The sequence below is a fragment of the Enterococcus salsurae genome (assembly GCF_054784955.1).
In genome coordinates, this window is sequence record NZ_BAAHWY010000001.1 from 645,301 (window position 1) to 658,937 (window position 13,637).

The window sequence follows — 13,637 nt, forward strand, 5'->3', positions numbered from 1 at the left end:
AAATTGTGCTTTAGAGACAACTTTTTTTTAATATAAACTTATTAATTAGATTATACGTAGTGTTTAGAATGTAACCAATCAGAAATACGGAGATTAAAGGACCAATAATAAGATGCTGATTAAGCAACAAAGCAATAATAAAGAGACACAGATCCCCTAAACTTCTAATCAACCCAATTGATCGCTTCGTGACCTTACTAATCCAAAAAACACATGCATCATAAGGCATTTTCCCTAAATTTGCACTTGTATAGATACCGGCTCCAATCCCAAGTAATAAAATACCCATAATTAAGAAAAGAAAGTTGCCCGGATTACTGAGTCCTTGATTTAATATATATTCGGCAGTTGCTCCAACAATATAAGGTTGGAGAATACTCCCAATACCTAATTGAGCGCGGTCATAAATTAAAGGTGGAATCAGCATTAGTAAAGTGATAATCATATTGGATTGATTTAAAGTTAAATTAGTATGAAGTGAAATACCCTGCCAGACCCAAGAAAGAGAATCACTCCCATAACCTGTTGATATGGATAATGAAACTCCTAAGCCCATAACTAAAGATCCGAATAAAAGAAGAAATAAACGGAATAATGAGGTTAGATTAAATTTATTTATCATTTAAATTTTCACCGTTATTCTTAATTACTTCTTGATACCAATAAAAAGATTTTTTCGGAATACGCCGGAATGTTCCCTTCCCGGAATCATCTCGGTCAACATAAATAAAACCATAGCGCTTAGCCATTTCACCGGTTCCGTTAGAAATAGAATCAATACACGCCCATGATGTATAACCGATTAATTCGACACCATCTAGAGTGATTGCGTCCGACATGGCTTTGATATGTTCTTTATGGTACTTAATTCTATAATCATCATGAATCTCACCATTTTCTGTTAAATTATCGACAGCCCCTAAACCATTCTCGACAACAAACATGGGTTTGTTGTAACGATCATAAATTTCATTGATTGTAATGCGAAACCCCAATGGATCAATCTGCCAACCCCATTCGCTAGTTTCCAAATAAGGATTAATTTCTGAAGCGAAGATATTACTTTCGGTTTGATTCGCAGCATCAGGTTGGGCACTGCTTACTCTTGAAGAGTAGTAAGAAAAGCTAATAAAATCTACAGTGTGATCTCTTAAAGCTTCAATATCGCCTTTTTTAACAGGAAGAGTGAGACCGCGTTGTTCGATTTGTTTTAAGTAATAATTAGGGTAGTATCCTCTTACTTGGACATCTGAAAACATATAGCTTTCACGGGAATCTTGGATAGATTTCCAGACATCTTCTGGATGTGGTGTCTGTGCATAGTAGCTTCCAGCAGCCAACATACATCCAATGTGAAAATTTGGGTTTATTTCCTTAGCAATTTGGGTCGCTTTCGAGCTGGCGACTAATTGGTGATGAATCACATCAGTTACGATCTGCTCTCTATTATCCTCTGGCTTGAAAGTTAGGCCTGCTGCTACAAAAGGAAAATGTAAGACCATATTGATTTCATTAAAAGTGAGCCAATATTTGACATAGTCTTTATAATGATTAAATAATGTTTCGGTAAATTTTAAATAAAAATCAATAGTTTGACGATTCTTCCAACCCCCATATTCATTAACCAAATACATAGGGATATCGAAGTGATTGATGGTTACTAAGGGTTCAATATTATGCTTTCGACACTCTTTAAAGACATTCAAATAGTGGTCCAAACCTAACTGGTTAGGTTGTGATTCATCTCCTTTAGGATAAATCCTTGACCAAGAGATTGACAATCGATAGACTTTAAATCCCATTTGGGCCATCAGTGCAATATCCTCTTTGTAATGGTGATAATGATCAATGGCGACTCTTGATGGAAAAAAAGTATCCTCTGGTAAAGATTTAGGGTCCAAATTTCCTGTACCTACTTGAAAACGTAAATCCCCGTAAGGCATATAATCTAGATTTGAAGGACCTCGTCCATCAATATTGTAAGCCCCTTCTGTTTGATTCGCAGCAGTTGCTCCGCCCCATAAAAAATTCTTTGGAAATGACATGTATATTCCTCCTTGTTCTTATCACAAAGTATAAGGTATATGTTGCTAATCAAAAAGGAAGTTTCTTTAAAAGAAACTTCCTTGACGAATAAGCTTAATAGGTTTGCTTTAAATTGAGGATTAATAAATCAATAACATATTTGAAGAAGTAGGCATTGAACTTTCCATATTGTATGGGAACATGTAACTGTTGCCCTTTGAATTTTATATTACTTTGACAACTTATAAGCCATTTTGTTCCATTCATTTTTTCGAGTCTCTTCACTACTCGTTTGTCGTACTTGAAAGTATTGCCGTCAATACTGAGTACTAATAATAAATCATTGTCGTTAATATCGTAGGAATGTTGAAAACCAACATCGCAAATAATAACATTCATGTTAATCACTTGTAGTTCTGTTTGGATCTGATGGCAGAGATAGCGCGCATCGCCTTGAGCAAAGACAAATATAGTATTTGCGGAAGTAAGCTGTTCAGTTAATAACTCCAGTTGATTATAATCTAACGAACTTGTTAAAGAGTTAAGAAAATGAATCATAGTACCTGCAAAGATTAAACTATTATCTTTCATATTGTTAGATGCTTTCGAATCGTGACGGCGTCTCTCTAAGGATTCGAGGTATTCTACGCAAGCGTCTTTAAACTCAATGTAAGTTTTATAGTCTAAATATCTGACATATTTAGAAATTTGGCTTTTTGATACAAAGGTTCTACTAGCAACCTCATCCATTGTAATATAAGGAATCTCGTGAATATGTTCTTGAAAGAATAAACTCAATATATAGAATGTCGAATTTTTTTTATAGGAATTTATTACATCATTTAATCTATCCATTATCAATCATATCAGTCCTTTATAAAGTAAAGTTAAAACAGAGAGAATAAACAGCTCAATGAAGTGGCTAAAGACTTATTCAAAAGTACATCGAGAGAATCATAAATGGATGCGTTCTTTCTCATAAATCAGACGTTCTTCTTTGACTGAATCGATATTTTTTTGTGCACTGATTAAAGACCGCTATCGCATAACGAGATGTAGGAGTGAGATTTTTCAATTTGACAAACGAAATTTATATAAAAATCGCTAGTGTTGTGACATGTATTTTCTCTTATAGCGTGTCAAAGTACTTTTACTAATACCAGTCATTTTTTCTACTTCTGTATAAGAATTTTCTTCAAGTAGCTGCATTGCCAAAGATAACTGTTGTTTTGAATATTTTTTTGGTCGCCCTTCCTTAAATCCGGGACGTTGCTTCGCAATCGCCTTTCCTTCCTGTGTCCTTTCCACAATTAAGTCCCGTTCAAAATCAGCAAATGCACTAAAGATTGTAAAAATTAATCTTCCCGTCGAAGTGTTCTCAATTATACCTAGATTAAGGACATTAATCTGAACGCCCTTTTCAAAAAGATACTTAATCGTATTTAAGGCATCTTGTGTACTTCGCGCAAACCGATCTAATTTTGTGACTACTAACGCATCGCCAGGTTGAATCCTCTGAAGCATTTTTTGGAATTCTGGTCTATCACTTTTTGTCCCTGTTATTTTTTCGAAGAAAATTTTATCACACCGTTCCTCTTCCAGCTGTCGCATCTGCCCTTCCAAATCTTGGTGACGTGTACTCACCCGTGCATAGCCATATTTCATGTTTTTCAACCTCTTTTCCTATTTTACTTTTGACCATTAGTTCTGACACCTCTGAACCCCTTGATTTTACTGGAACTGAAAACTATAGTCAATACTCTGTCATTTTTTTAGATAAATGGCATAAATTTTCAGCGCTAAGTGACAAAAGCAACTAATTTTTCATGATAGATTTTTAAATATCTCAATCTATCTCCAAAATTAGTTGCTTTTGTAGCTATAGTTGACTATGAATATGACAAATAATTAGAAAAAACTGTGCCAATTAAATATAAAAATGACACTGGAACTGAAAACTATAGTCAATACTCTGTCATTTTTTTAGATAAATGGCATAAATTTTCAGCGCTAAGTGACAAAAGCAACTAATTTTTCATGATAGATTTTTAAATATCTCAATCTATCTCCAAAATTAGTTGCTTTTGTAGCTATAGTTGACTATGAATATGACAAATAATTAGAAAAAACTGTGCCAATTAAATATAAAAATGACATCCAATAAAATCAATGTTTTACATGTGTCTGCTTTGGGTACACCCAAATTAGACATAATTAAAGAAAAAACGTAGGCTTCTATTTTCGATACATGATTTTATCCGATTATGGTATATAATCGTTTATTTCTGGCGGTCATAAAAAAGAACCCTATGGGTGTAGGGTTCTTCATACATGATTTTATCTAATTTCATGTATCGCATGATACTATTTGGATAATGCGCCAATCTGTTATCACAAAAAAAGACAACGAGATTTAATCGATGTCTTTTTTTGTGCTAACAGTCAAACTATTTATTAATTAAATAAACTTAATAAAGTTTGAATCGTACCATTTTCGATCAATATATAAATTCCTAAACCAATAAACACTATAGGAACAATGATTCGTTCATATTTTTCTAATGTTTCGGAAACAAAGGAAATTTTTGCTAATTTATAACTGACATAGCAAAGAACTGCAACAGAGAAAGCAAATACGATTAAAGTAATAACAATTTCTGAAAAGGCTAACGAAGTAAAGTAAGGAATATAAATGCCTAAATTATCGCCACCTGACGCAATGGTTATTAAGGCGACAGTCCAAAATAACCAACTGGTTCCTCTAGATTCTAACTTTTCAACGACTTCCTCTTCTTCTTCCTCCTCTTCACCTATCACAGCGACACGAATACCTAAATAAATTGGAATTAATCCAAGAAGTCCAATGATCCAATCTTGCGGAATAAAATTTAGCACATAAGCAGCAAACAAACTTACGGCTACCAAAATACCTGTTCCAAGATATTGACCCCAAAAAATGTGACGAATACCTTTTTGTGTGTGGCTTTGAGAAAAGATAATGAGCAAGATAAACAAATAATCAATACTGGTAGAAATATAAACAGCGATAGCTGAAAAAATACTTTGTAACAAAATAACTTCCTCCAAACTAAGATTTCATAGATAGATTTTCTGATAACTTAAAAAAAACACGAATAGCGGAAAGGATGTCTTCATTCGCTAAAGAGTAATAAACTACTTTTCCATCTTGACGTGATTTTGCCATTCCATATTTTTTTAAAAAACGTAAATGGTGTGACGTTGTAGCGACACTAGCAGTAAGTATTTCTGCTAAATCACATACACACATTTCCTTATAGGTTTCTAAAGCATAGAAAATTTTAATTCTAGAAGAATCGCTGAAACATTTCCCTAACACAAGTAAGTTTGAAAAATCTTTTTGATCCAATTTATTTTTTATTACATTTACTTTTTCTTTATGTACGATAGTCACTTGGCAAACTTTTTCCATTCATCTCACCTCAAATTCAAACGATTGTTTGAATGAAGTATATCTATTTGATCACTCGTTTGTCAATCTATCTTAATTCCAATACACTATTATAAGCAATTTCATGTGTTACAACTTAATAGGAATTTAAATTTTATTATTAAATTTTTTAATCATTTTCACGAAAATTAATTTTATAAAGAACATACTCTATACTTTTATTTTTTTTTTAAGAACTCAAAAAAGCAGAAAATCCCAGATTTAAAAATCTGAGTTTCCACTTTTGTCATTTCAAGGATGGACTATTGTCTCAGCCTCTTCTAATTTATTCTTAAGATATTTTTACTTTCTCTGCAGGTGCTGATACTTCTTTTTGTTCTTTTCGACCTTTCAACTTATACTTCATTAATCTCATGCCATTGAAAATTACCACCAAGATACTACCTTCATGAACCAACATTCCGATAGACATATTCATCCATTCGCTGAAGAAGACGCTAGTCAACAAGACCAACACTACTCCAATTGAAATCACGATATTTTGTTTCATATTATTTGCGGTGGCTTTTACTAATCCTAATGCGTGAGGCAAGTTGCTGAAGTTCGAGTTCATTAAAACGACATCGGATGTTTCAATCGCTACGTCCGTTCCGCTTCCCATTGCGATTCCAATGTCTGCTAAAGCTAAGGACGGACTATCGTTAACGCCATCTCCAACAAAGGCTACAATTTGACCACGTTGTTGAAGTTTTCCAATATAAGCCGATTTGTCTTCCGGCAACATGTGGCCGTGAGCTTCGGTCAAACCAAGTTCGCCGGCGACCACATCAACGGTTCCTTGGTTATCTCCTGAAAGAACGACTAGATTTTTCACGCCCAAGTCTTTTAATTCCTGCAAATTAGCTTTCACACCCGGACGGACTTGATCGCGAATGCCCATCAGTACTTTTAATTCACCGTCGACCGCTGTCAAAACGAGAGAGTTCCCTTGTTGTTCAAACCGTTTGACATCTTTTTGCACTTTTTTGCTGAGAGTAACATTTTCTTTTTCCATCAAGGCCACATTCCCAACAGCCACTCTATGTCCAGCTACACTTGAAACGATTCCGCCGCCTTTCACGACTTCAGTTCCTTCAACAGGATAAAAGTTTGTTTCTCCAATTTGATTTAAGACCGCTTTTGCTAATGGATGATCTGATTCCCGTTCCACACTGGCCAGATAGCCAAGCGTTTCAGCAGAATCTTTTTCATACAGTTCAGTCGCTGCAACGGTTGGGTTTCCGACAGTTAAAGTACCTGTCTTATCAAATACAATTGTATCCACATTGCTGAAGTCTTGAATGACTTCACTCCCTTTTAAAAGAACACCGTTACGAGCACCATTCCCAATACCGGCAACGTTTGAGACAGGCACTCCGATAACTAATGCGCCTGGGCAACCTAGAACCAAGATGGTGATTGCTAACTCAATATTTTGACTGAACGCCCATACAACAATTGCCAGAACCAAGACAGCTGGTGTGTAGTATTTAGAAAAGCGATCAATGAACCGTTCCGCTTCGGATTTAGAATCTTGTGCTTCTTCCACGAGTTCAATAATTTTTCCAAATGTGGTGTCCTCACCAACTCGGTCAGCTCTGATTTGAATCGTTCCGTTTTCTAAAATGGTTCCTGCAAAAACTTCTGCATCAGCTAGCTTGTTGACTGGAACAGCTTCACCTGTAATGCTAGCTTCATTGATATGCCCTTCACCCGTAAGGACTATGCCATCTACTGGAACTTTCGCACCCGTTTTAACGAGCAAGATATCCCCTTCATCTATATCATCCACTTCTACTTCTTCAAATTCGCCATTATCCATTTGTTTCAAGGCGCTTTCGGGTGCCATTTCAGTCAATTCTTTGATAGCAGATCGCGTTTGGTTCAATGTTCGTTGTTCCAAGTAGTGTCCGAATAAGAATAAGAACGTGACAATAGCCGATTCTTCATAATTTTGAATAAAAAGCGCACCAATCGCTGCAATACTGACTAAGACATCAATACTGATGACTTTGACTTTCATTGCTTGAAACGCTTGAATGGCAATTGGCGTAATCCCAAAGACAGAGGCGATGATCAAAGACCACTCTGAAAGTCCTACGTTTTCTAAAACAAAGTGACTGAAGAAACCGAGTACGATTAACAATCCACTGATGACGGTGATAACATTTTTCTTGCTTAATATATATTGTTGCATGCTTTTTCCCTCCAAATTTAATTTCTCTTTTATTGATAAACACAGTATAAGATAATTGCCTAAGTAATTAATTGACTGACATCAAGTTTAGAAAGTTCTCTTTTATCGTTTCTAAGCACCTCGAATCGGATTGCAACAAAAAAAGCAATCCTGGAAAAATAGCTTTTCTTCCAGAATTGCCTAGTTCATTTAATCTGTTAAGCGGCCTTGACTTTTGCTTTAAGGACCGGATAGCCTACGTTTTCGATAGCTTTTTGAATCTCTTCAATCGAAGTGACAGCTGAATCAAAATTGGTTTTGACTTTGCTGGAGTTGAATAATACTTTAATGCTGTCTTTATCAATACCGTTAACTGATTTCACGGCACCTTCAATTTTTTGCATACAACTTGGACAAGACAACGTTTCTAATTGCAATATAGCTTTTTCCATAATTCCTATCTCCTTTATGTGTTTTTATTTTATCGGCAGCAGATTAATGAACACTGCCTTTTCCTCTTTACAACTGTAGTATAGCTCACTTTTAGCAAACGAAAATTGACGCATATCAAGTTTTGCACTTCTTTTTATCTTTTTGCTCAATTCACCATCTTAATAGTCTTTTTCTGCCCCTTATTGCCATCAGAATAATAAGAAATTGGTGGATAATCTTGTCTGCGTATAAACCATACTACAATCGCGCCAATAAACAGGGCCAGAGACAAGGCTTGCGAAACGCGGATCCACTCGCCAATCCATAAACTGTCCGTTCGCATACCTTCAATGAAGAACCGACCCACTGAGTACCACAAAACGTAACTCAAAGCGACTTCTCCTTGACGCAAAAGCTGTTTTCGGTTCCGTATAGTGACGATGAGGACAAAGCCCAACAAACTCCACAATGACTCGTATAAAAAAGTCGGATGGTAGTAGGTACCATTGATATTCATTTGTTCAATGATAAATTCAGGTAAATAAAGATTTTCCAAGAATTGACGAGTAACCGGTCCACCATGAGCTTCCTGATTCATAAAATTGCCCCAACGACCAATGGACTGGGCTAACAATACATTGGGCGCTAAGATATCAAGAACGAGTGCCAAAGAAGTACCTTTTTTCTTTGCATACCAATATAGCGTACCCCCTCCTGCAATCAATCCCCCATAAATCGCAATGCCGCCATTCCAAATCGCAAGGATTTGTCCTGGATTTTGCAGATAATAACCAAGTTCAAATAACACATAATAAAGCCGAGCGCCGAGGAGTCCAATCGGAATTGCCCATAAGGCCATATCGATAATGGTATCCTCTTCCAGTCCTTTTTTCTTTGCTTCCTTGGTGCTCAACTGGAGAGCCGCTAATATGCCCGCTGCAATAATGACTCCATACCAATGAATCACAACAGAACCAATCTCCACCACATGGGGATTCAAAACGCCTAATACGAATCCCATTCTATTTGCTCCATTTCTTCAATTTTTCGCGTCATTCTAGTCATGGTGATGCTGAACAAGATTCCGGCTAAGCTCCATGGAAACCAAACAGTGAATAAACTTTTATCTCCCTGGTCACTCGCTTCGTAATACGCCACTTTTCCGTGTCCGATTACGCCGGCTCCTTTTACAACTTCCTCTTCTTTTTCCATAGCTAACCTATCTGCCTCAACAACGTTAGACGTTTTTGCTTCGCCGCCAATCGTGTTCTTGGTGAAAGGGACCACAAAGAATGCACCCGCTGCTGACAACGTGATGGCAACTATCACCCAAAAACAATGCACATTCACCCCTACTTATTTTTACGTTTTGTTCGACAACCCTATCTTAAAGAAAAATAAAACAAAAAAACTTGAGGGTTATCATGTTTGTGCTTTTATTTTTCCAATGAATGAAGGTCGTTCTGTCTTAAAAAAGCCAAAAACGGACAGATGGAAGCAAAAGCACTGAGTTCTGTCCCGTTGTTAATGAAGAGCGACAGAACACCAACGTGTAGAAAAAAGTGTGTCCGATTATTCGCTGTAAAGCAATAAATCATCTAAATCCTGAATCTTGATCCTTTTCCCAGACAGCTGTTGAATCAATCCCTCGTCCTCCAATTCTCCAAATTTGCGACTGATGGTCTCAGGTGTCGTTCCTAAATAGGAAGCAATGTCCTTTTTTTCCATCGGCAGGGTGATGGTGGGAGAGTTGCCCATTTCAGGTTCCACATTTTCTGCCAAAAACAAAACTAAACGGGTAATGACACTCTCCAAGGCTACTTGTGTCGTTTGACGTTCTGAACTTTCTAACCGTTTAGACATTTCCGCCAATAGTTTTAAAGAAATAGCTGGGTATTGTTCCAGAAAATCTTGGACATCTTTTTGCTGAATCATACAGACAACGGTATCTCGGGTTGCTTCGGCATATTCCTCGTGTACTGCATCCGGGTTGAACAAGGTCCATTCTCCGGTGAAATCACCAGGGTTCAAGATCCGCACTAGCTGCTCTTTGCCAGAGTCTGCCAATCGATAAATACGGATTTTCCCACGATTGATAATATATAAAGTATCCTCTTTTTCTTGTGAACGAAACAGAAACTCTCCTTTTTGATACTGTTTCGTGTGGGCTTTTTCAGCAATGTAATTCATCGCGCTATCCTCTAAGTGATTGAATATTGGAACCAAGCGGATACAGGCTGCGTGGTCGCCAATTTCATGATGGGTATGTTTAGTCAATTCATTCTCCCCCTTTATTTATTTTGTTTATATTCGCTGCTTTTATTATATAAGTTTCTTACTACAAAAAAATTGATGCACATCAAGAAAATGGAAAAAGGACTGGAAAGAATTCCAATCCCTAAATCAGCTTCTACTTTTACCTTAATCTTCATCCTCATCAAGAGCGTCATCATCTTCTAATGCTTCTTTACCAATGAACGCTTGCAGCATCCAAATGTTCTTGTCTAAGTCATTTTTAAAAGCAATCAATGTATCTTCTAAAGCATCGTCACCCTCGTCTTGAGCTAAACGAATCGCGCGAATAGTTAGGTCACGAGTGCTTCTGAAGTCCTCGATAATATTTTCAACCATGTCTTCTGCTTTAGCGTATTTATTAACTGCATCTTCCGAAAGCATCGAATATTTTTCAAATTCAACCGTTGTCGAAGCAGGTTTATGCCCAGAAGTAATTAGACGCTCCGCAAGTTTGTCGAACCATTTTTCATTTTCGTTATACAACTCTTCAAATTTTTCATGCAACGTAAAGAAATTGGCTCCTTTTACATGCCAGTGATATTGGTGCAGTTTCACATGTAATGTATGCATGTTGCCTAAAAGATGATCCGCAATGGCCGCTGCATTAATTTTCGTATGATGAACATGTTCCTTGTGTTCTTGTTCTTCTTGCAATCTTTCTTGGGGTGTTCTTTCTTGAGTAGCTTTATTTTCAGTCATGATTTATTCCTCCTATAATTTTGGTTTGTTTAAAATAGCTTTCTTTGATTCCTCCTTTTTCTTTACTGAATTTAGTATAGGATAGATTTCCGTTAAAAAAATTGACGCTCATCAAGAAAAGTATTTCTTAATAGACGCCAGGCTTCTCTATTAAATTCAACTGAAATAATCAAAGGAATGAAGTCGTTCCCTCCAAACAAAAATTTCATTAAAGTAGGGCCTAAAAAAAGAATAGCAACTATACTTTGTCAAGAGACCTGACTGCTATTTTTTTGCTTGTTATTCTTCAATTACCAAATGTCTTGCCTTGCAGTATATTTAATGCTCTTTCTCACTAGTGTTGCATGCAACACTAGTGAGAAAGAGCATTAATAAGATTAACCTAGAAGAATAACTTTACTTTATTTATGTCATACCATAAATAAAAATTGAAAAGAATTTTTTATTTATTTTTAGTAGATCGATTAATAGGAGTTTTAGCTTGGGAGCGTCAATAATTTTGTGTAAATGGTTCTTTCCTACTGTAGATTGTTTCTAATTCTCCATCGGTTGACTCAGCATTTGTTCGAGCTCGCCTTCGGCCTGTTGGAAACCTTTATGACTGCGACCTAGGAATTTTTGGTTGTGAGTATCAAAAGACGAGACTAAGAAACGTTCCATCGACTCTTCATTTTGGAACTGTTCCTTGCGGTGGCTGTATTTCTTGATTTGCTTATTAAAGGATTCAATCAAGTTCGTAGAGTAAATAGTCTTGCGTATGGCTAATGGGAAATCATTTCAGCACTCGTTAAAAGGTGCTGACTTTCAACTGCCTGGCACAATAATTTTCCTTTTTCAGTTACAACAAGTTTATTCTTAATCACTTGGATATATTCTTTTTGTTTTAACGCTTCAATAATACTTGCTCTTGTTGCTTCTGTTCCAATCCCCTCAACTTCTTGTAAAATTTTTATTGCTTCTTCATTATCAACCGTTTTATTCGCCGTTTTCATAGCGGTTAAAAGTGTACCCTCTGTAAAAGCTTTTGGCGGTTGCGTTTCTTTTTCAACACTCTTAACATCAACTTCGGCACGTTCGCCAATGATAACGAGTGGTAACGTTTGAACGTCCTCTTTTTCTTCTTTGGTTTGTTGTTTGAAAAGAATTTTCCAACCTTCTTGTTTTGGTGTCTTTCCGATCGATTGAAACAGCAAATCAGCTACTTTCGTTTGTATCTTGGTTTCTTCATACAAGTAATCAGGTAAAAACATGGCAACGGTCGTTTTAACGTCTAAAGCATAAATTTTTCGTTGTAAATCGTCCATTTTAGCTAATGCAGATTCTGTAGGTACTTGTTTCATTGGGATAATGGCGTGGTGTTCCTGTACCTTACTACCGTCCACATAACGCTTTCTAGGCTCTGTTTGAACCATTTCAAGATCAAGTCCTAAAAAACCGCTATATTTGCCAAAATTCGCCTTTAAATAAGCAAATTCGTTCTCTGTAATAAATGGTGTATCTGTTCTTGGATAACTCAATAATTTTGCTTCATACAGTCTTTGCATAGCTTTTAAAGTTTGGCTCGCTGTCGCTTTATAAAGCTGATTGACTTTTGATTGCAAACTACTTAAAGAAAACAAACTCGGACTATTCGTTTTCTTCTCTTTGGTTTGAACATCAGCAATTATCCCCTCTTGATTGCCTATTTTAGCTTGTTTAGAAGAAACAAAAGCTAAAAGAAAAGCTCCTCTTGGGTTTTAAAACGCTGTGTGGGGCTTAGAACGCCCTTAAATGACCCTTGGTTTACTTTTATACTAGCTTCCACCTCGAAAAAAGGTTCTTTTTTAAAATTCTCTATGGCTTCCTGGCGCTGAAAAATAAGGTATAAGGTGGGCGTTTGAACACGTCCTAGGGAAAATGTACCTTGTACGCCCTTCTGTTGTAAATTTAACGTATACAAAGGGCTTACGTTCATGCCGATCAACCAATCGGCAATTTGGCGTGTTTACACGGTAAAAAGTAGCCAACTTCAATACGTTTTTCCAATACTTCTTTTGCTTGTTTTGGATTACATACTTCTAATACCTCAAAATTTGTAGGGAAATCTAACCCTTTAGATTTAATTTTTTCTTTAAAATTAACTTGATACAATACACCAAATTCTCTTTCTTTGAGTTTCTCAATGAGTGCTTCTGTTGCCGCTTGGAATGATTTAGTTGTTTTAACTTCATACATAAAGTTCACTTATATTCCTCCATTTTTCATTTCATGTATATTTTGTGGAATCGACTTTTTTAGAATCTGCTTTGAATATTTTATCTATTAAAGCTTCTTTGATAATAGTGTCCATGATTTGGAATTCTTATTGGATAGAAATTTCTTTCTAGAACATGATTTCGTCGAAAGTTCTCATTGGTTGAGGATAGGCATGTTCAAAACAATCAGTCCGATATCCTTTTAATCCAGTTGCTGCACTATATAAAAAATTTCATCATAGTTTCGCCCTAGTCGTTCCAAAGATTCGATGACAAAAATATCCTTCTTCCTTAAAAAAAGAAGTTC

At 36.2% G+C, this 13,637-nt stretch carries 13 protein-coding genes and 2 pseudogenes; all 15 read right to left on the reverse strand.

Annotation, left to right across the window (positions count from 1 at the left end; genetic code table 11):
* Positions 1-10: 10 nt before the first annotated feature.
* Positions 11-622 (reverse strand): YczE/YyaS/YitT family protein, encoded by a 612-nt coding sequence (locus ACYVRS_RS03190; protein WP_430604980.1) that lies wholly within the window; start codon positions 620-622, stop codon positions 11-13.
* Complete coding sequence (locus ACYVRS_RS03195; protein WP_075492047.1) at positions 612-2,045, reverse strand: 6-phospho-beta-glucosidase; 1,434 nt, start codon at positions 2,043-2,045, stop codon at positions 612-614. Before ACYVRS_RS03195 ends, ACYVRS_RS03190 begins: the two co-directional genes overlap by 11 nt.
* A gap of 94 nt (positions 2,046-2,139) precedes the next feature.
* On the reverse strand, positions 2,140-2,880 hold the full coding sequence (locus tag ACYVRS_RS03200; RefSeq protein ID WP_258173302.1) for a MurR/RpiR family transcriptional regulator: 741 nt from the start codon (positions 2,878-2,880) through the stop codon (positions 2,140-2,142).
* A gap of 249 nt (positions 2,881-3,129) precedes the next feature.
* Positions 3,130-3,690: a recombinase family protein gene (locus ACYVRS_RS03205; protein ID WP_016171843.1), complete on the reverse strand. Its 561-nt coding sequence runs from the start codon at positions 3,688-3,690 to the stop codon at positions 3,130-3,132.
* 789 nt (positions 3,691-4,479) lie between these two features.
* Positions 4,480-5,097: a CadD family cadmium resistance transporter gene (locus ACYVRS_RS03210; protein ID WP_047389834.1), complete on the reverse strand. Its 618-nt coding sequence runs from the start codon at positions 5,095-5,097 to the stop codon at positions 4,480-4,482.
* Positions 5,098-5,113: 16 nt separating this feature from the next.
* On the reverse strand, positions 5,114-5,476 hold the full coding sequence (locus ACYVRS_RS03215; RefSeq protein ID WP_075492049.1) for an ArsR/SmtB family transcription factor: 363 nt from the start codon (positions 5,474-5,476) through the stop codon (positions 5,114-5,116).
* A gap of 310 nt (positions 5,477-5,786) precedes the next feature.
* Positions 5,787-7,691, reverse strand: a complete 1,905-nt coding sequence (locus tag ACYVRS_RS03220) for a heavy metal translocating P-type ATPase (protein WP_087626983.1) — start codon at positions 7,689-7,691, stop codon at positions 5,787-5,789.
* 197 nt (positions 7,692-7,888) lie between these two features.
* Positions 7,889-8,122: a heavy-metal-associated domain-containing protein gene (locus ACYVRS_RS03225; protein ID WP_003103602.1), complete on the reverse strand. Its 234-nt coding sequence runs from the start codon at positions 8,120-8,122 to the stop codon at positions 7,889-7,891.
* Positions 8,123-8,268: 146 nt separating this feature from the next.
* Complete coding sequence (lgt, locus tag ACYVRS_RS03230) at positions 8,269-9,123, reverse strand: prolipoprotein diacylglyceryl transferase (protein ID WP_068710168.1); 855 nt, start codon at positions 9,121-9,123, stop codon at positions 8,269-8,271.
* Positions 9,108-9,446, reverse strand: a complete 339-nt coding sequence (locus ACYVRS_RS03235; RefSeq protein ID WP_407857802.1) for a hypothetical protein — start codon at positions 9,444-9,446, stop codon at positions 9,108-9,110. The genes lgt and ACYVRS_RS03235 overlap by 16 nt, the downstream gene beginning before the upstream one ends.
* 228 nt (positions 9,447-9,674) lie before the next feature.
* Positions 9,675-10,379: a Crp/Fnr family transcriptional regulator gene (locus ACYVRS_RS03240; protein ID WP_003125436.1), complete on the reverse strand. Its 705-nt coding sequence runs from the start codon at positions 10,377-10,379 to the stop codon at positions 9,675-9,677.
* A gap of 144 nt (positions 10,380-10,523) precedes the next feature.
* Complete coding sequence (locus tag ACYVRS_RS03245; RefSeq protein WP_461202482.1) at positions 10,524-11,096, reverse strand: Dps family protein; 573 nt, start codon at positions 11,094-11,096, stop codon at positions 10,524-10,526.
* Positions 11,097-11,630: 534 nt separating this feature from the next.
* Positions 11,631-11,870 (reverse strand): annotated as a pseudogene (locus ACYVRS_RS03250) (transposase); the annotation flags it as partial.
* Positions 11,870-13,050 (reverse strand): annotated as a pseudogene (locus ACYVRS_RS03255) (DNA topoisomerase); the annotation flags it as partial. The pseudogenes ACYVRS_RS03250 and ACYVRS_RS03255, both read right to left, overlap by 1 nt.
* Positions 13,051-13,055: 5 nt before the next feature.
* On the reverse strand, positions 13,056-13,310 hold the full coding sequence (locus ACYVRS_RS03260; protein WP_231455875.1) for a DUF302 domain-containing protein: 255 nt from the start codon (positions 13,308-13,310) through the stop codon (positions 13,056-13,058).
* Between the last annotated feature and the right edge of the window lie 327 nt (positions 13,311-13,637).